Source organism: Bauldia litoralis, from assembly GCF_900104485.1.
Taxonomy (GTDB): domain Bacteria; phylum Pseudomonadota; class Alphaproteobacteria; order Rhizobiales; family Kaistiaceae; genus Bauldia; species Bauldia litoralis.
In genome coordinates this window covers 144,332-161,412 of the sequence record NZ_FMXQ01000011.1, presented here as the reverse complement: position 1 = coordinate 161,412, position 17,081 = coordinate 144,332, and the positions used below count along the sequence as shown (strand labels likewise).

General features: G+C 65.4%; 17 protein-coding genes. 11 read left to right on the top strand and 6 right to left on the bottom strand.

Annotation, left to right across the window (positions count from 1 at the left end; all coding sequences use genetic code 11):
* Positions 1 to 25: 25 nt before the first annotated feature.
* Together BLT60_RS21765 and BLT60_RS21760 are read left to right on the top strand one after the other, a co-directional pair.
* Positions 26 to 1,234: a CaiB/BaiF CoA transferase family protein gene (locus tag BLT60_RS21765; protein WP_090880245.1), complete on the top strand. Its 1,209-nt coding sequence runs from the start codon at positions 26 to 28 to the stop codon at positions 1,232 to 1,234.
* A 29-nt stretch (positions 1,235 to 1,263) separates the two neighbouring features.
* Positions 1,264 to 1,710, top strand: a complete 447-nt coding sequence (locus BLT60_RS21760) for a DMT family transporter (RefSeq protein WP_175478581.1) — start codon at positions 1,264 to 1,266, stop codon at positions 1,708 to 1,710.
* A 20-nt stretch (positions 1,711 to 1,730) separates the two neighbouring features.
* On the opposite strand, the gene BLT60_RS21755 is transcribed toward BLT60_RS21760, so the two are convergent.
* On the bottom strand, positions 1,731 to 2,495 hold the full coding sequence (locus BLT60_RS21755) for an SDR family oxidoreductase (RefSeq protein ID WP_090880240.1): 765 nt from the start codon (positions 2,493 to 2,495) through the stop codon (positions 1,731 to 1,733).
* 184 nt (positions 2,496 to 2,679) lie between these two features.
* Between BLT60_RS21755 and BLT60_RS21750 the strand changes: the two genes are divergently transcribed.
* From BLT60_RS21750 to araD, 3 genes are read left to right on the top strand one after another with little or no spacing between them, the layout of a single operon-like run.
* Positions 2,680 to 3,618 carry a dihydrodipicolinate synthase family protein gene (locus BLT60_RS21750; RefSeq protein WP_090880237.1) on the top strand — a complete coding sequence of 313 codons (939 nt, stop codon included), beginning with the start codon at positions 2,680 to 2,682 and terminating at the stop codon, positions 3,616 to 3,618.
* 45 nt (positions 3,619 to 3,663) lie between these two features.
* Positions 3,664 to 4,695 carry an L-glyceraldehyde 3-phosphate reductase gene (gene mgrA / locus BLT60_RS21745; protein ID WP_090880234.1) on the top strand — a complete coding sequence of 344 codons (1,032 nt, stop codon included), beginning with the start codon at positions 3,664 to 3,666 and terminating at the stop codon, positions 4,693 to 4,695.
* An 18-nt stretch (positions 4,696 to 4,713) separates the two neighbouring features.
* The gene (gene araD, locus BLT60_RS21740) at positions 4,714 to 6,438 is read left to right on the top strand and encodes an L-arabinonate dehydratase (RefSeq protein WP_090880231.1); all 1,725 of its coding nucleotides are present in this window, start codon (positions 4,714 to 4,716) and stop codon (positions 6,436 to 6,438) included.
* A gap of 15 nt (positions 6,439 to 6,453) precedes the next feature.
* On the opposite strand, the gene BLT60_RS21735 is transcribed toward araD, so the two are convergent.
* Positions 6,454 to 7,140 carry a class I SAM-dependent methyltransferase gene (locus tag BLT60_RS21735; RefSeq protein ID WP_090880228.1) on the bottom strand — a complete coding sequence of 229 codons (687 nt, stop codon included), beginning with the start codon at positions 7,138 to 7,140 and terminating at the stop codon, positions 6,454 to 6,456.
* Positions 7,141 to 7,149: 9 nt separating this feature from the next.
* Positions 7,150 to 8,343: a tRNA 2-thiouridine(34) synthase MnmA gene (mnmA, locus tag BLT60_RS21730; RefSeq protein WP_090880225.1), complete on the bottom strand. Its 1,194-nt coding sequence runs from the start codon at positions 8,341 to 8,343 to the stop codon at positions 7,150 to 7,152.
* Between the two features lie 229 nt (positions 8,344 to 8,572).
* Here mnmA and sciP point away from each other — a divergent pair, with 229 nt between their 5' ends.
* Positions 8,573 to 8,851 carry a CtrA inhibitor SciP gene (gene sciP / locus BLT60_RS21725; RefSeq protein ID WP_090880223.1) on the top strand — a complete coding sequence of 93 codons (279 nt, stop codon included), beginning with the start codon at positions 8,573 to 8,575 and terminating at the stop codon, positions 8,849 to 8,851.
* A gap of 54 nt (positions 8,852 to 8,905) precedes the next feature.
* Here sciP and BLT60_RS21720 read toward each other — a convergent pair whose 3' ends face one another.
* On the bottom strand, positions 8,906 to 9,601 hold the full coding sequence (locus BLT60_RS21720; protein ID WP_090880220.1) for a metal-dependent hydrolase: 696 nt from the start codon (positions 9,599 to 9,601) through the stop codon (positions 8,906 to 8,908).
* A gap of 150 nt (positions 9,602 to 9,751) precedes the next feature.
* Here BLT60_RS21720 and ruvX point away from each other — a divergent pair, with 150 nt between their 5' ends.
* Entirely contained in the window at positions 9,752 to 10,237 is a 486-nt protein-coding gene (ruvX, locus tag BLT60_RS21715) for a Holliday junction resolvase RuvX (RefSeq protein WP_090880217.1), read from the top strand.
* A 16-nt stretch (positions 10,238 to 10,253) separates the two neighbouring features.
* On the opposite strand, the gene cysK is transcribed toward ruvX, so the two are convergent.
* Entirely contained in the window at positions 10,254 to 11,735 is a 1,482-nt protein-coding gene (gene cysK, locus BLT60_RS21710) for a cysteine synthase A (RefSeq protein ID WP_090880214.1), read from the bottom strand.
* A gap of 90 nt (positions 11,736 to 11,825) precedes the next feature.
* On the bottom strand, positions 11,826 to 12,965 hold the full coding sequence (locus BLT60_RS21705) for an amidohydrolase/deacetylase family metallohydrolase (RefSeq protein ID WP_090880211.1): 1,140 nt from the start codon (positions 12,963 to 12,965) through the stop codon (positions 11,826 to 11,828).
* Between the two features lie 145 nt (positions 12,966 to 13,110).
* On the opposite strand from BLT60_RS21705, the gene BLT60_RS21700 reads away from it, so the two are divergent.
* From BLT60_RS21700 to BLT60_RS21685, 4 genes are read left to right on the top strand one after another with little or no spacing between them, the layout of a single operon-like run.
* A complete protein-coding gene (locus BLT60_RS21700; RefSeq protein ID WP_090880208.1) occupies positions 13,111 to 14,091 on the top strand; it encodes a hypothetical protein in 981 nt (326 codons plus the stop codon).
* The gene (locus BLT60_RS21695) at positions 14,088 to 15,332 is read left to right on the top strand and encodes a glycosyltransferase (RefSeq protein WP_090880205.1); all 1,245 of its coding nucleotides are present in this window, start codon (positions 14,088 to 14,090) and stop codon (positions 15,330 to 15,332) included. Before BLT60_RS21700 ends, BLT60_RS21695 begins: the two co-directional genes overlap by 4 nt.
* Positions 15,319 to 16,257: a glycosyltransferase family 2 protein gene (locus tag BLT60_RS21690; RefSeq protein ID WP_175478580.1), complete on the top strand. Its 939-nt coding sequence runs from the start codon at positions 15,319 to 15,321 to the stop codon at positions 16,255 to 16,257. Before BLT60_RS21695 ends, BLT60_RS21690 begins: the two co-directional genes overlap by 14 nt.
* On the top strand, positions 16,247 to 17,074 hold the full coding sequence (locus BLT60_RS21685) for a sulfotransferase (protein WP_090880200.1): 828 nt from the start codon (positions 16,247 to 16,249) through the stop codon (positions 17,072 to 17,074). The genes BLT60_RS21690 and BLT60_RS21685 overlap by 11 nt, the downstream gene beginning before the upstream one ends.
* The last annotated feature ends 7 nt before the right edge of the window (positions 17,075 to 17,081 follow it).

The window sequence follows — 17,081 nt, the reverse complement described above, 5'->3', positions numbered from 1 at the left end:
TCAGCAACCGAGCAAAGGATCGACGATGGCGGCGCCGCTGGCCGGACTGAAGGTGGTCGAATTGTCCCGCGTGCTGGCCGGTCCGTTCGGCTGCCAGTTGTTCGCCGATCTCGGCGCCGACGTGATCAAGGTCGAAAGCCCGGCCGGCGATGATACGCGTCGTTGGGGACCGCCCGCCGTCGCCAACGCCGACGGCACCGAGGACGCCGCCTATTTCCACGCCGCCAATCGCGGCAAGCGGTCGATCGTCGTCGACTTCGCCAGGCCCGAAGGCGTCCGGGTGGTCCACCGGCTGGTCGAGCAGGCGGACGTCGTCGTCGAGAACTTCAAGGTCGGCGGCCTGGCCAAATATGGGCTGGACTACGAGAGCCTGAAGGCGGTCAATCCGCGGGTCATCTATTGCTCGATCACTGGCTTCGGTCAGGACGGCCCGCGCGCCGGCCGTCCCGGCTATGACTTTGTCATCCAGGGCATGGGCGGCATCATGGACCTGACCGGAGCGCCCGATGGCGAGCCGATGAAGTCCGGCGTCGCCTTCGCCGACATCTTCGCCGGGCTTTACGCGGTGATCGGCATCCAGGCGGCTCTGGCCTATCGCGACAGGACTGGCAAGGGACAGCAGATCGACATGGCGCTGCTCGATTGCCAGGTCGGGGTGCTGGCCAACCAGGCGATGAACTACCTGGTCACCGGCGTGTCGCCACACCGTCTCGGCAACGCCCATCCCAACATCGTGCCCTACCAATCCTTCGCGGTCAGCGACGGGTATGTGATCGTCGCGGTCGGCAACGATTCCCAGTTCCGGAACTTTGTCGCGGTGCTCGGCGCCGGCGATCTTGCCGACGACACCGACTATGTCACCAACCAGGCGCGGGTCGCCCATCGCGAGACGCTGGTGCCGATCCTCGCCGCACTGGCCGCCCGATTCACCGCGACGGACCTGATCGGCCGGCTCGAGGCGGCTGGAGTTCCGGTCGGTCCGATCAATTCCCTCGAGCAGGTCTTTGCCGATCCCCAGGTCGTCCATCGCGGCATGCGGCTCGACCTGCCGAGGGGAGACGGCAGCACCGTCCCCTCGGTGCGCAGCCCGATCCGGATGTCGGAATCGCCGCTCGCCTATGAGCGCGCCTCGCCGCTGCTCGGCGAACATACCCGTGCGGTGCTTCGCGAACTCGGCTATCCCGAGGACGAGATCGATTCCCTGGAAGCGGGCGGCGCTGTCGGCAGCCGCTGAGGCCGGGTCACCCGGCAGGAGGCTGCACCTTGTCCAAGATACCTTTCCTGCTGGCGGCGATCGGCGTCGGTTGCGCCATTGCGGTCCAGCCGCTCCTCAACGCCGATGTTGCCCGCCGCGTCGGTAGCCCGGTGGTCGCCGCCTTCGTCTCGATCCTCGTCTCCTTCGTGCTCTGCTCGGCCTATATCCTGATCAGCCGCCCGACGATCCACTGGACGGCGCTTGCCGGCATGCCGTGGTACCTCTGGATTGCGGGATCGATCGGCTTTCTCTTCGTCGCGGCGACCTTGTGGCTGGCGCCGGCGCTCGGCGCGGCGGCGCTGTTCGGCGCGATCGTCGCCGGCCAGATGATCATGGCGACGGTGCTCGACTGGACCGGGCTCGGCAGCTACGAGGGCCACGCCTTCGACCCGATGCGGATCGTCGCCATCATCCTGGTGCTCGCTGGCGTCCTGATCTTCCAGCGCTCGACCTGATCCGCGTTCGCTTGCCGGTGCTACAGCGCGCTGACCAGACCGCCATCGACATAGACGATATGGCCGTTGACGAAGGTCGCGGCATCGGAGGCGAGGAAGACGGCGACGCCCTTGAGTTCGTCGACATCGCCCCAGCGGGCGGCCGGCGTCCGCTGCTTCACCCAGGCGTCGAATTCGGGGTTCTCGAACAGGGCGCGATTGAGCTCGGTCTTGAAGTAGCCGGGGCCGATGCCGTTGATCTGCAGGCCGTGCCTGGCCCAGTCGGCACACATTCCCTTGGTCAGCATCTTCACCGCGCCCTTGGCGGCGGTGTAGGGGGCGATCGTCTGGCGGGCGATCTCGCTGCCGAGCGAACAGGTGTTGACGATCTTGCCATGGCCGCGCGGGATCATCCGCTTGGCGACTGCCTGTCCGACGTAGAAGACGCTGTCGAGGTTGGTGGCCATGACCTGGCGCCAGGCCTCGACCGGGAACTCGTCGAGCGGCGTGCGATACTGGATGCCGGCGTTGTTGAAGAGGATTTCGATCGGGCCGATCTCGGCCTCGATGCGCGCGACCGTCGCCTCGACCAGCGGCTGGTCGGTGACGTCGAAGGACACGGCATGGACCTTGTGGCCTTCCGCGGCGAGCTTCGCCCGGGTCTTTTCGAGCTCCTCGGGGTTGCGCGAATTGATGATGATCTCGGCGCCGGCTTCGGCTACCGCTTCGGCGAGCGCCAGCCCGATTCCCTTGCTCGATCCGGTCACCAGTGCGAGACGACCGGTCAGGTCAAACATTGAAGCCATGGTTTTTCCCCGAAAATGGCGGCCGTGTAACGCGCGGCTCGTTTTCTGCAGGGGTGCTTATCCGCGAGCCGTCGATGGTCGTCAACCGCAGGCGGTCGCGCAAACGACCGGGGTGGAGTTGTCCGGGACGAAGTTGTCCGATAACTTTGGGACGTCCCACCTTGAATGAGTTCAACCGGAAGTCATGAAGACGGATCCAGTCACCCCCGCCGATCTGGTCCGATCGGTGATCGCGGTGCCGCCGCTGGCGCGCGCCGCCGACGGCTCGGCCGATGTCGAGCAGAACCGCAAGATCGTCGGCTGGATGGCGGAAGGCGGGGTTTCGAGCTTCCTCTATGGCGGAAACGCCAATTTCTACCATCTCGGCCTCGCCGAATTCCCTTCCGTGCTCGACATGATGGTCGAGATCGCGCCCGCCGATGGCTGGATGATCCCGGCCTTCGGTCCCGATTTCGGCAAGGCGCTCGATCAGGTCCGTATTCTTCGCGACTACGATTTCCCGACCGCGATGGCGCTGCCGATGAACGGGCCGACCAAGCCCGCCGGCGTGGCAACCGGGCTGCGGCGGATCGCCGACGCCTATGGCCGGCCGATCACTGCCTACGTGCGGGCGGAGAATTATTTCGCGCCGCGCGACATGGCGGCGCTGATCGCCGACGGCGTCGTCTGCGTGGTGAAATATGCGGTCGAGCGCGCCGATCCCGGCACCGATCGCTATCTTTCCGAACTGGTCGAGGCGATCGGCACGGAGCGGCTGGTCAGTGGCATCGGCGAGAGGCCGGCGATCGTCCATGTGCTCGATTTCGGTGTTGCGGCATTCACCTCCGGATCGGTTACCATCGCGCCACATATGTCGACCGCGATTCTCAAGGCGCTGAAATCCCGCGATCGGCAAACCGCCGAAGCGCTGCGCGAGCGGTTTCTCGCCTTTGAGGATCAGCGCGACGCACATTCGCCGATCGTCGTCCTGCATGACGCGGTTCAGCTTGTCGGGATCGCCGAGACCGGGCCGATACAGCCCTACCTTGCCAACCTCGATCCGGGGCAAGTGGCCGGCGTTGCGGACGCTGCCAAGGCACTTTACGAGGAAAACCGGCGTTATCTCAGCGACCCGGCGACCTGACCCACCCGACGGCCGTATGGCCGGAACCAAACAGTTGGAGACACCATGAGCTATCAGCCGGCGGAAGACCGATACGAGCGGATGAAGTACCGGCATACCGGACGAAGCGGCCTGCAACTGCCGGAACTGTCCTTCGGCCTGTGGCACAATTTCGGCCATAACGCGCTTGCCAACACGGCGCGCGACATGTGCCGCACCGCCTTCGACAACGGCATCACCCACTTCGACCTCGCCAACAATTACGGCCCGCCGCCCGGCTCGGCCGAGGAGCATTTCGGCGAGATCCTGGCGACCGATTTCCAGGGCCTGCGTGACGAACTGGTGATCTCGACCAAGGCCGGCTACCGGATGTGGCCGGGGCCCTACGGCGAGTGGGGGAGCCGCAAGTACCTCCTGTCGAGCCTCGACCAGAGCCTCAAGCGGATGAAGCTCGACTATGTCGACATCTTCTATTCGCACCGGGTCGATCCCAATACGCCGCTTGAGGAGACCATGGGCGCACTGGACACCGCGGTGCGCCAGGGCAAGGCGCTCTATGTCGGCATCTCGTCCTACAGCGCCAGGCGGACGGCGGAGGCGGCGGCGATCCTCCACGATCTCGGCACACCCTGCCTGATTCACCAGCCGAGCTATTCGATGCTCAACCGCTGGATCGAGGCGGACGGCCTGCTCGATACGCTCGACAAAGAGGGGATCGGCTGCATCACCTTCTCGCCGCTCGCCCAGGGCCTGTTGACCAACAAGTATCTCAACGGCGTTCCCGAGGGCAGCCGGGCGGCCAGTGGCGCCGGATCATGGCGCGAAGGCTTCCTCAGCGAGGAGAATCTCACCGCGATCCGCGGGCTTGCCGATGTCGCCAAGCGCCGCGGCCAGTCGCTGGCCCAGATGGCGGTCGCCTGGGTGCTGCGCGATCCGCGGGTGACGACGGCGCTGATCGGCGCGAGCCGGCCGGAGCAGATCACCGACCTGGTCAAGGGGCTCGACAATCCCGACTTCAGCGCCGAGGAACTGGCCGAGATCGACAAGCTCGCTACCGATGGCGGCATCAACATCTGGCAACGGTCGAGCGACTCCTGAGGGCGAACGGATACGGGAATGAGTAACAGCAAGAAACCCGGCCTGCGCAGCGCCCGTTGGTTCGGCGCCAGCGACCTGCGTGCCTTCGGCCATCGCTCGCGCACGCTGCAGATGGGCTACGCCTATGAGGATTTCATGGGCAAGCCGGTGGTCGCGATCATCAACACATGGTCCGACCTTCAGCCCTGCCACGCGCATTTCCGGAGCCGCGCCGAGGAGATCAAGCGCGGGATCTGGCAGGCGGGCGGCTTCCCGGTCGAACTGCCGGCGCTGTCGCTGTCGGAGACCTTCGTCAAGCCGACGACGATGCTCTATCGCAACCTGCTGGCGCTCGAGGTCGAGGAACTGCTGCGGTCGCATCCGGTCGATGGCGTCGTGCTGATGGGCGGTTGCGACAAGACCACGCCCGGCACGCTGATGGGCGCGATCAGCATGGATCTGCCGGCGATCTTCATGCCCGCCGGGCCGATGCTGCGCGGCAACTACCAGGGGCAGGTGCTCGGTTCAGGCAGCGATGTCTGGAAATACTGGGCCGACAAGCAGGCGGGCAAGGTCACCGAGGACGAGTGGCGGTCGATGGAATCCGGCATCGCCCGGAGCTTCGGCACCTGCATGACGATGGGCACCGCCGCGACAATGACGGCGCTGGTCGAGACGCTCGGCCTGACGCTGCCCGGCGCCTCGTCGATCCCGGCGGCGGATTCGGGCCACGCGCGCATGGCGACCGCCTGCGGCCGCCGGATCGTCGAGATGATCGCCGAGGACCTCAAGCCATCGGATGTCCTGACCCGCGCTTCCTTCGACAATGCGGTGGTGATGCAGATGGCGCTGGCCGGATCGACGAACGCCATCATCCATCTGGTGGCGATGGCCGGGCGAGCAGGGGTCGATCTCGGTCTCGACGATTTCGACCGGTTCGCGCGCGAAGTTCCGGTGCTGGCCAACATCCGGCCGTCGGGCGAATTCCTGATGGAGGATTTCTACTATGCCGGCGGACTGCCGGCGCTGCTGTCGGAACTGCGTGAGAAGCTCGACCTTTCGGCGCTGACGGTCGCCGGCACCGACCTCGGCACGGCGATCGCCAATGCCAAGGTCTATAACAGCGACATCATCCGGCCGCTCGACAGCCCGGTCTCGTCGGCGCTGGGGATGGCCGTGCTGCGCGGCAACCTGGCGCCCGGCGGCGCGGTGATCAAGCCGGCGGCGGCGGAAGCGCGACTGCTCAAGCACACCGGCCCGGCGCTGGTCTTCCGCGACTATAACGAGATGTCGAAGTTGATCGATCGCGACGACCTCGATGTGACGCCGGATCACGTCCTGGTGCTGCAGAATGCCGGCCCGGTCGGTGGGCCGGGGATGCCGGAATGGGGGATGCTGCCGATCCCCCGCAAGCTCCTGAAGCAGGGTGTCCGCGACATGCTGCGGATTTCGGACGGCCGGATGAGCGGCACCAGCTACGGCGCCTGCATTCTCCATGTCGCGCCGGAATCCTATGTCGGGGGGCCGCTGGCCGCGGTCCGCAACGGCGACCTGATTTCGGTCGATGTCGACAAGCGGTCGCTGGTGCTGGAGGTCCGGGAAACCGAGATCGCCCGGCGGCTGGCCGAATGGGTGCCGCCCGACCGGACCTTCGAGCGCGGCTATAACCGGCTTTATGCCAGCCACATTCAGCAGGCCGACAAGGGGTGCGATTTCGACTTCCTGGCCGGCACCGCCCGGACCCCCGAGCCGGAAATCCACTAAGGCATCGGGCGCGGGTCAGACCCGCTCGAAGACCAGCATCGTGAAGAGGTCGAAGCTCTTCGCGCTTTGCCGGCGGATCAGTTTGAGCTCCGGTCGGCCCAGCACAAGGTCGATGGGGAACGTCGGGCGCCAGCCGAGCTTGGCGGAATAGCGCGCCATCCAGCGTTCGATCCAGGCGCGAGGACCTTTTTCGACCGAGAAGTGGTTGACGAGGACGACGTGTCCGCCAGGCTTGACCACCCGGACGATCTCGGCGAGGACGCGGTCGGGGTCCGGTACCACGGTCATAACGAACATCGCCATGACGGCGTCGAAACCGCCGTCCTCGAACGTCAATGCCTCGGCATCCATCTCGACCAGCGCCTCGACATTGTCGAGTTTCTCGTCCGCGACGCGCTTGCGGCCGATGTCGAGCATCTCGCGGCTGAGGTCGATGCCGACGATGCGATGCTTGCGGTCATAGAGGGGCAGGGAGATGCCGGTGCCGACGCCAAGTTCGAGGACCCGGCCCGGCGGCAGCCTGTTGATCTCCCCGACGGCGATCCGGCATGAGCTGGCGGTGAAGGCGCCAAAGAACCGGTCATAGAAAGGCGCCCAGCGCGCATAGGCGGCGACCACATGGGAATCGTCGAGGCTGGCCAGTGTTGCGCCGGAAGCCTGCCCGGCGTTCGACTTCCCCGTATTGAACGACCGCCCGGGCATGGCTCCTCCCTAAAGCGCCGCGACGGCGCTGTCCCGGCTGACGAGCTTTCCGAGAGCAATCTCAGCCTCGGCGTTATGCTCGGACCGTTCGATCCAGCCACCGCCGAGAACTCGGGCGCCGTCACCGTCGCCGTCATAGAAGACGCAGGCCTGACCCGGCGCAACGCCAGCTTCGCCGACCGCCAAATCTACCACCACCTTGCCATCCTTGACCATCAGCCGGGCGGGCATAGGCGGGCGGGTCGAGCGAACGCGGGCGAGGATATCGATGCCCCCGGCCGGGACTTCTGCCAGCGGCATGTCGCCGAGCCAGTTGACGCCGCGCAGATGCAGGCGGCCAGTAAGGAGCGCCTCGCGCGGGCCGACGATGACGCGGCGGCCCTCGGGATCGAGATGGACGACGTAGAGCGGCTGGCCGAGGGCAATGCCGATGCCGCGGCGCTGGCCGACGGTGAAATTGATGATGCCGTCATGGCGGCCGAGAACGCGTCCGTCGATGTGAACGATGTGGCCGGGCTCGGCGGCACCCGGATTCAGCTTGCGGATGACATCGGCATAGCCGCCGGAGGGGACGAAGCAGATGTCCTGGCTGTCCGACTTCTCGGCGATCGGCAGGTTGAAGGCGCGGGCGGCCGCGCGGGTCTCCGCCTTGGTCATGCCGCCCAGCGGGAAGCGCAGGAAGTCGAGCTGCGCCGGCGTGGTGGCGAAGAGGAAATAGCTCTGGTCGCGATCGAGGTCGACCGGGCGAAAAAGCGCCCGGCGATTGCCGTGCTGCTCGGACCGCACATAGTGGCCGGTCGCCAGCGCATCGGCGCCAAGACGCTCTGCGGTGCCGAGGAGGTCGGCGAACTTGACCGTCTGGTTGCAGGAGATGCAGGGCACCGGTGTCTCGCCGGCCGCGTAGCTTGCCGCGAAGGGATCGATGACCGCCTCGCGGAAGCGCTCCTCGTAGTCGAGGACATAATGGGGAATGCCCAGCGTCTCGGCGACCCGGCGGGCGTCATGGATATCCTGACCTGCGCAGCAGGCGCCCTTGCGATGGGTCGCCTCGCCATGATCGTAGAGCTGGAGGGTCACGCCGACGACATCGTAGCCGGACTCCTTGAGGAGTCCCGCAACGACGGATGAGTCGACGCCGCCGGACATCGCGACGACGACGCGGGTCCGGTCGGGGCTGCCGGGAAGATCGAGGCTGACGCGCATGCAAATACTTGGGTTTTGGCGGGCGCCCGACGGCCGGCGCCTCGTTCGACGATACCGGGGACTATAGTCGCGATCGCGCCATCTTCAAGGCGGGGAAACGGTATCCCGTCGGGAGGCCATTCAAAGCCTTTACAATTCTTACCGATTTATTGCCGGGCACTTAGCCAAATTTTAAAGGCGTCGGACTAGTCTCACATCAGGACGGGTCAGGATTGAGTGTGAGAGTAGAATGACCGAACAGCTTCGTCCGCGCGTAAAGTATGTAATCGGCCCAGATGGTAGCCCTCTGACGATTGCAGACCTTCCGCCGCGCGACACTAAACGCTGGGTAATACGGCGCAAAGCCGAGGTGGTAGCCGCGGTTCGCGGTGGACTCCTTAGTCTTGAGGAGGCCTGTACCCGTTATACCCTGACCGTCGAGGAGTTTCTCTCCTGGCAGCAGTCGATCGACGACCACGGTCTGGCCGGGCTGCGGACGACGCGCATTCAGCAATATCGGCCAGGATAGGCCGTTTTCGGGGCGGCGGACGGCCATGCTGGCCCGCCGCTCTGTCTTCTCCCCCTATAATTCGATGGCGTCGCCGCGTACCGGGATCGTGACCCCGGTGGGCGTATCTTGCATGCGGGCGACAAAGTCTTCGGCGGTCCCATGGAGCGCCGGAAACGTCCCGTAATGGCAGGGAATCACCGTTTCGAAATCGAAAAAGCGCGTGCAGGCCATCGCCGCAAGCTTCGGGCCCATGGTGAAACGGTCGCCGATCGGGACGATGCCGATCTTCGGCGCGTAAATCTCGTTGATCAACGCCATGTCGGAAAAGATGTCCGTGTCGCCCATGTGGAGGAGCGTTTTCTCCCCCGGCGCCATCAGGACGATTCCGCAAGGATTGCCGAGATAGACCGGTTTGCCGTCGATGACCGTGCCCGACGAGTGCCAGGCCGGGACGAAGGCGACCGAAAAAGGCCCGAAATAGACGTTTCCACCGGTGTTCATCGGGCTCATCTCTTCCACGCCGAAACCGGCGAGGTGATTGCAGAGCTCGAAATTGGCGATCAGGGTCGCGCCGGTGGACTCGCAGATCTCGACGGTCGAACCGGTGTGGTCGTCATGGCCGTGGGTCAGGACGACATGTGTCGCGCCGCGAAAAGCCGCCTCCCGATCGCCCTGGAACGTCGGATTGTCGATGAAGGGATCGATCAGGACGGTCGCGCCGTCGATGTCGACGCGGAAGGCCGAATGGCCGAACCAGGTGAGTTTCATTGTTCCTCCGTGCTTGTTATGCGTGGCCGATGTGGAGGCCGAAACCAATGAAGCGCCAAGCGTGTCCGCGCATTGTAACCCAATGCACCGCGAACCGGTTCGATCCGGCCTGCGCTGCTTGCGCGTCCTGTCGGACCGAACGGTAGCTCCATGGCCAAGGCGCCGCCACCGCTGACGATCGAGGAACTGGCCGCGATCCTGCCGCCGGTCGGGGGACTAATCGGGCTCGATCTTGGCACCAAGACGATCGGGCTGGCCACATCCGACCCCGGTCGGCGGATCGCAACGCCGCTGATCGTCATCAAACGCAAGAAGTTCACCGCCGACGCCGCGGAACTGATGAAACAGGTCGCGGCGTATCAGCCGGTGGCGCTGGTGCTCGGCATGCCAATCAACATGGACGGTTCGGAGGGACCGCGGGCGCAGGCGACGCGCGCTTTCGTTCGCAGCCTGGCGCCGATCACCGACCTGCCGGTCGCGCTATGGGACGAGCGCCTGTCGACCGCCGCTGTCACGCGGACGCTGCTTGAGGCCGACGCCAGCCGCAAGCGGCGAGGAGAGGTGGTCGACAAGATGGCGGCCGCCTACATCCTTCAGGGCGCGCTCGACCGGCTGGCCGGGATGCGGCTCGCCTGATCGGCGTTACGATGCCTCAGCGCGGATGCACCCACTTCGGCAGGTAGGAATAGGCGTTGACCTGCTTCTGCGCGAAGGCGACGCCGCTCTTCGACAGGAGTTCCTGCAGCCGGCCTTCGTTGAATGCGTCGAGGGTTTCGGTGCAGCCACCGACATGCTGGCCGCCGACAAAGACCTGCGGGATGGTCGGGATCGAAATCTTTTCGCGCAGCGCCGAGCGGATATCGCCGCCTCGGTTCCCCTCCTGGTACTCGACCGAGTCGAGGTCGACGGAGCGGTAGGGGATGTTCATTTCGGTGAACATCTTGCGGAGCGACCAGGAGAATTCGCACCATTCCAGGGCGAAGAGCACCACCGGCTGCTCGGATGACGACACCACCGTCTCGACAAAATCGACCGCCTCGGGCGACGCGGCGTCTCCGGACGCCGCCGGCGGCGTCGCGGCTGCCGATACATCGAAGCGGTAGCGCGGCGTCGAGGCGGCGATCTCCATCTCCTCGGCGGTCATGTCCTCGGAGACATCCTCGAAGAGCGGGGTGCTGAGATAGCGCTCGCCGGTATCGGGCAGCATGCAGAGGATGGTCGTCCCCTTCGGCGCTTTCCGGGCGATCTGGAGCGCACCGGCGAAGGTCGCGCCGCCGGAAATGCCGCAGAAGATGCCCTCCTTCAGGGCCAGTTCCTTTGCATATTTCAGCGCGTCGGCGCCCTGGATTGGGGCGACCTCGTCGACCAGTCCCGCGGTCAGCGCATCGTTCGCGAGCTTGGGGATGAAGTCAGGCGTCCAGCCCTGCATCAGGTGCGGACGGAAATAGGGATGGCTCCTGGCCGGCGTCCCGTCGGGGGCGTAATCCTGTGCGACGCCGCTGCCGATGATCGGCGAATTGTCGGGCTCGCACACCACGATCCTGATATCGGGGCGCTCCTTCTTGAGGACGCGGGACACACCCTTCAGCGTTCCGGCTGTTCCGGCCCCGGTGACCCAATAGTCGAGGCCACGCCCCTCGAAGTCGCGCAGGATCTCCGGCGCGGTCGTGCGCGAATGCATGTCGGCGTTGGCTTCGTTCTCGAACTGCCGGCAGAGGAACCAGCCGTGCTTCTCGGCGAGTTCTGTCGCCTTGGCGAGCATGCCGGTGCCTTTCTCGGACGCCGGAGTCAGGATGACGCGGGCGCCGAGGAAGCGCATCAGCTTGCGCCGTTCGACGCTGAAGCTCTCGGCCATGGTGACGACGAGGGGATAGCCCTTCTGGGCGCAGACCATGGCGAGGCCGATGCCGGTGTTGCCGCTGGTCGCCTCGATCACCGTCTGGCCGGGCTTCAGCGAGCCGTCGCGCTCCGCCGCCTCGATGACACCGAGCGCCAGCCGGTCCTTGACCGAGCCCATCGGGTTGAAGGCCTCGAGCTTGACGAAGAGATCGATGCCCTCCGGCGCCAGCTTGTTGATCCTGACGACGGGCGTGTTGCCCACCGTCTCAAGAATACTGCCGTAGGTGCCGGTCATCGGTTCCCCAGTTGCGCTTTGCGTGTGTCTCGCCGCGGCCTTTAGCGTCCTTTTCCCGGTCTGGTTATGACCATCGTCACAGTCCGGCGGTCAGGCCGAATGCCACCAGCGCCCTTCGAGAACGACGCCGGCGGGGACGATCTTGCGGTCGCCGGTCAGCACTTCGCCAACCACGTCGTGATAGTCGAACCGGCCCTCGTCGACGGTGTAGATCGTCGCGTCGCCCAGCGCGCCTGTCCGGAACGTGCCGAGGTCCTCGCGGCGCATCGCCTTGGCAACGTTGACCGTCGAGGCGCGGATGACCTCCTCCAGCGGCATGCCAAGGCAGAGGAACTTCGACATGGTCACCGCCTGGTCGACCGCCGGACCCGCGAGGCAGAGCTTGTGGAGATCCGACGATATGGTGTCGGGCATGAATCCGCCGGCGAGCATGGCGCGGCCGGTGGCGAAGGCGAAGGAGCCCATGCCGTGGCCGACGTCGAAGATAATGCCGCGCTTGCGCGCCGCGATCACCGACTCCTTCACCGCGCCCTGGCCGCTGACCGGGGTGTTGGGGAAGGGACGGAAACAATGGGTGAGGATGTCGTCCGGACGCAATTTCTCGAGAACGGCGTCATAGGTGGGCGGCGGCTCGTCGATATGCGCCATCAGCGGCAGGCTGGTTTCCTCGGCGAGTTGCAGGGCAATGTCGAGCGGCGCGATGCCGGAATCGCCGCTGGCGTGGCGGCCGACCCGCACCTTGATGCCGACGATGACGTCGCGGTTGGCCTCGACCACCTCAAGCGCATCGGCCGGCGCCATCAGCCGCATGTCGTCGCTCTCGCCGACCATGATGCGGTTCGAGAAGGCGTAGATGCCGGCGAAGGAGATGTGGAGATAGGCGAGGATGCGCGGCTCGCTCGGCTCGATGACGTGTTTGCGGAAGCCGGCGAAATTTCCGGCGCCGGCGCTGCCGGCATCGACGAATGTCGTGACGCCGCTGGTCCTGGCGACTTCGCCGGCGTCGATGCCGAGCGACGTGCCGCCCCAGTAGACGTGGGTGTGGAGGTCGATGAAACCGGGCGAGACAATCTTGCCGCTGATGTCGCGGGTATCGGTGCCGGAGTCGGGGGCGAGATCGGAACCGATGGCGGCGACGCGGCCGTCGGTGAAGGCAATGTCGGCTATCTTGTCGATGCCCTGGGAGGGATCGAGAATCCGGCCGTTCTTGAGAATCAGGTCATAGGGCATGAAATCGACTCGCCTTGAGTTTCCGCGGTTCCCCATGATATCCACTCGCCGACAGACTTGCATGTCGGATGTTCGGGCGGACCCTCAGCACTTCGTCCGCTCCGGTCTGCTCCGGAGTTGCATCTGACGTGACGCCTCAGCGCGCATGACCCTTTATCTTCATATCGGCAGCCACAAGACCGGGACGACAGCGGTCCAGCGGTTTGCCGCGTCGAATCGTGCCGCCTTGCGCGCTCGCGGACTCTGGTACCCGTCCTACGAGGAGATCGGCCGATCCGAGCACTACGGTCATCATCACTTCGCCCATGCGGTGGCTGACGCTCCCCGGGGCCGGTTTACCTTTGACGACGCAGAACGATTTGCCGATGCGGTTCGGCGCGGGGGACGCAAGGGCGAGACCGTTTTGCTCAGCGCCGAGCCGATCTACCGGCACGTGCTGAAGGGGCCGGCGGACTACTGGGCGCAACGCGAGGCCTATATCGCACGGCTGAAGGCGGTGATCGGCATCGACGATGTCGTCGTTCTCGCCACGCTGCGCCGACAGGACGGCTTCGCGCGATCGCTCTACCAGGAGAAGATCAAGTCGCGAAAATACTCGGCGCGCTTCCGCCAGTTCCTTGTCGAGCAGCGGAGCGAGTTCGATTATCACCGGCAATTGTCCATGTTCCGGACAGCGTTCGGCGCGGTCGATCTCCTTGTCTATGAGGACATGAAGACGCAGGGCCTGGTCGATGCCTTCTTCGCCCATCTCGGGGTCGACGTGTCAGACCTGCCGCGAACGCCGGTGGAGAACCGGTCGCTGCCGCTCGAACTCGTCGAATACAAGCGCCTGTTCAACGCGACGAAGGCGGGCAAGGGCAAGCTGGCCAACGTCGCCGACCGCCTCGACCAGCGCGCCGCCAAGGGCGGGCTACTCGACGGTGTCGACTGGATATCGCGGGCCGACATGGAAGCCTTCTGCCAGTCTTTCGCCGCCGATAACGAGATGCTGAGGCGCGATTTCGCCAGCGATCATCCGGCGCCGCTGTTTCCCTCGCTCGAGGCGTCCCCGATCGCGGAACTGGCCGAGTATGAAGGCATGTCGGTGCACCGCTTCGCGGAACTGACGGCGGAAATCCTGTTGTGACGGCGGCAGCCGCGATCCCTTCAGGCATCTCCGGGAAACCGGACCGCTTCCGGCCCCCGGCGACCAGGGTTACGCTGGTCATCGCCAACCTGCTCAATCGCGGTGGCGGCGCCGAGCGGATCTTCGTCGAACTCGCCAACATGCTGGTGGCGCGCGGCTATGCGGTGAGCTGCGTCCACTTCGAGGAAGCGGAAGGCGCGCCCTTCTATCCGCTCGACCGGCGGATCGAACTGATCAACGTCCATCCGCGGTTTCCCTCCGAGCGCCGCTGGCCCTACAACATGTTCAACTCGAAGCGGCTGCCCGACCGGGTGCGGAACTGGGCCGAATGGCACCTCAAGAAAGACCCGGTCATCGGGCTGCTGCGCGACTACTTCCAGCATTCGAAGCCCGACGTGGCGATCAGCTTCCTGCCGCCGGCCAATACCCCGACGCTGCTGGCCGCCGCCGGGACCGACGTGAAGGTCATCCCGACCAACCACAACGTGCCGGAGCGCGATTACTGCGATCCGAAGCGCTGGAGCACCAATCCCTACGACCGTGTGATGCGGATGAAGGCGCTGCGTCATGCGGCGGCGATCCACGTTCTCTTTGCCGATTTCGGCGCCTGGTTTCCGCAAAGCCTCCAGGACAAGATCGTGGTGGTCGCCAACTACATCTCGAAGGATGTGCTGCGCCACCGGCCGGGCGAACGCGAGAACACGATCCTGGGTGTCGGCCGGCTGGCGCCGGTCAAGAATTACCTGATGCTCGCTGATGCCTGGGCGTTGATCGCGGCCCAGCATCCGGACTGGCGGGTGGTGATCTATGGCGATGGCCCGCAGCAGGCGAAGCTGGAAGAGCGGATCGCCGAACTGGGGATCGGCGATTCCTTCGCGCTCGGCGGTACCCGATCCGACATGGGGGAGGTCTATGCGCGGGCCGGAATCCTCTGTCATCCGGCTGAATTCGAGGGCTTTGGCCTTGCTCCGGCGGAAGCGCTGGCGCTAAAGATGCCCGTCGTCGCCTTCGCCGATTGCCCGGGGGTCAACCAGTTCGTCGTCGATGGCGTCAACGGCCTGCTGGCCGACCGGTCGGGCGGGGCGGAGGCCCTGGCGGCGGCGCTGGAACGGCTGATCGACGATCGGGACCTGCGCCGGCGGCTCGGCGACAACGGGCCCGCCAGCGTGGCGACGTTCACGGAGGAGCATTTCGCGGATGCCTGGGTCGAGCTCATTGAACGCTGCCTTGGCAAACGATGATCCCTCTCCGACGATCGACGTCCTGATCCCGCATTACAATTCGGTCGATGCGCTGGACCTGTCGCTCGCGTCGATCGACGCGCAGGACTATGCCGGGCGTTTCCGGGTGGTGGTCGTGGACGACGGGTCGACGCCGGAGATGATCGCACGGCTGCGCGACCTGATCGATCGACGTGAACGGCCGGTCGTCCTGCTCGAAAACGGCGTCAATCGCGGTCGACCCTACACCCGCAACGTCCTGCTCGACGCGACGGAGAGTCCGTATACGGCCTGGCTCGATGCGGGAGACGCCTGGTATCCGAGCAAGACGGCGGCGCAGATCGCGGAGGCGCGCGCGCTCGGCGGGCCGGACAGCGACACGCCGTTCTGGGTGACCTGCAACTTCGACTGGCAGTGGACCGGACGCGAGGCAACGCGACGGTTCCAGACCGTTGATCAGGACCAGGTCATGGCTCTGCTGCGCGGCAAGGACCTGCGCGCCTATCTATGGACGCTACTCGGTCCGACGCGAACCTTTCGTGATGTCGGCTGGTTCGACGAGAAGTTGCCGCGGCTGCAGGACCTCGATTTCTTCCTCCGCTTCCTGCTGAAGCGCGGGCGTCTGCACCTCCCGGATACGGCGGAAAGCCTCTGCGTCTATCACAAGTCCGATATCGGTCGCGATGCCGAGCAGATACGGGCCTGTCACGCCTACATCTTCGACAAGCACCGGGTGCTCTACACCCGCTACGGGCCGAAATTCACGCGGGTCCAGCTCTACAATATGGAAATCCACGCGGCCCGTTTTGCCGCCAGCAATGGCGACGGGGGGCGACGGGCCACCCACCTCTGGCGGGCCTTCCGCCATCGTCCGAAGCAGTTTGTCCGGCGGTGGCGCAGTGGTGGGCTGAAGGCCGGCAAGGAGACGCATCAGCATGACGGATGAGCCGATCTTCCTGCTCGGGGTGGGAGCGCAGAAATGCGGGACGAGCTGGCTTTACGAGCAGCTGGCCGCGCATCGCGACATCATGATGTCGCCGATCAAGGAACTCCACTATTGGGACCGGCGCTTCCATCCGGATTTCTTCAAGCCCCGCGACACCGAGACGATCCTGCGGCGACTGCTGAAGCAGCGTGGCGACAAGATCATTTCGGACCAGGCCTTCGAGCGCGTCGCAATGGATTGCGGCGAGGACTACTACCTCGCCTATTTCCGGTCGCGGCTGAGGCCGAACCACCGGGTGCTCGGCGAGATCAGCCCGTCCTATTCGATCCTGTCGGCGGACGAGCTCGCCTATGTCCGGTCCTTCCTGCCGTGGCGGACCAAGGCCGTCTTCCTGATGCGCGACCCGGTCGAGCGGATCTGGTCGCAGGCCAAGATGCAGGCGAAGAAGGCGACCGGGCGCGGTGGCGAGGGCGACGCCTATGACCTCTTCGGCAAGAGCGTCCAGCGACGCAAATATCTTGAACGGACTGAATACACCTCGACGGTGAAGAACCTGCGGGCATCCTTTGCCCCGGAGGACGTGTTCATCGGCTTCTACGAGACCCTGTTCGACGATGCCGAGGTTGCGCGCCTGGCGACCTTCCTCGGGCTCGACGACCTGGTCTTCGACGCGAGCGCCAATCCCAACAAGAGCGCCGACCTGCGCAAGCCGGACAAGGCGGAGTGGGACAAGGTCCGGGCCGCCCTGGCGGAAGTCTACGACTTCGTCTTCACCGAATTCGGCGACGCGGTCCCTGCCGCCTGGCGGGCAGCCTGAAGCGCTT

Excerpts from the sequence above, each read along its gene's own strand:
- BLT60_RS21765 (WP_090880245.1), top strand. The coding sequence starts at position 26 with ATGGCGGCGCCGCTGGCCGGACTGAAGGTGGTCGAATTGTCCCGCGTG.
- BLT60_RS21755 (WP_090880240.1), bottom strand. The coding sequence starts at position 2,495 with ATGGCTTCAATGTTTGACCTGACCGGTCGTCTCGCACTGGTGACCGGA.
- BLT60_RS21750 (WP_090880237.1), top strand. The coding sequence starts at position 2,680 with ATGAAGACGGATCCAGTCACCCCCGCCGATCTGGTCCGATCGGTGATC.
- mgrA (WP_090880234.1), top strand. The coding sequence starts at position 3,664 with ATGAGCTATCAGCCGGCGGAAGACCGATACGAGCGGATGAAGTACCGG.
- araD (WP_090880231.1), top strand. The coding sequence starts at position 4,714 with ATGAGTAACAGCAAGAAACCCGGCCTGCGCAGCGCCCGTTGGTTCGGC.
- BLT60_RS21735 (WP_090880228.1), bottom strand. The coding sequence starts at position 7,140 with ATGCCCGGGCGGTCGTTCAATACGGGGAAGTCGAACGCCGGGCAGGCT.
- mnmA (WP_090880225.1), bottom strand. The coding sequence starts at position 8,343 with ATGCGCGTCAGCCTCGATCTTCCCGGCAGCCCCGACCGGACCCGCGTC.
- sciP (WP_090880223.1), top strand. The coding sequence starts at position 8,573 with ATGACCGAACAGCTTCGTCCGCGCGTAAAGTATGTAATCGGCCCAGAT.
- BLT60_RS21720 (WP_090880220.1), bottom strand. The coding sequence starts at position 9,601 with ATGAAACTCACCTGGTTCGGCCATTCGGCCTTCCGCGTCGACATCGAC.
- ruvX (WP_090880217.1), top strand. The coding sequence starts at position 9,752 with ATGGCCAAGGCGCCGCCACCGCTGACGATCGAGGAACTGGCCGCGATC.
- cysK (WP_090880214.1), bottom strand. The coding sequence starts at position 11,735 with ATGACCGGCACCTACGGCAGTATTCTTGAGACGGTGGGCAACACGCCC.
- BLT60_RS21705 (WP_090880211.1), bottom strand. The coding sequence starts at position 12,965 with ATGCCCTATGACCTGATTCTCAAGAACGGCCGGATTCTCGATCCCTCC.
- BLT60_RS21700 (WP_090880208.1), top strand. The coding sequence starts at position 13,111 with ATGACCCTTTATCTTCATATCGGCAGCCACAAGACCGGGACGACAGCG.
- BLT60_RS21685 (WP_090880200.1), top strand. The coding sequence starts at position 16,247 with ATGACGGATGAGCCGATCTTCCTGCTCGGGGTGGGAGCGCAGAAATGC.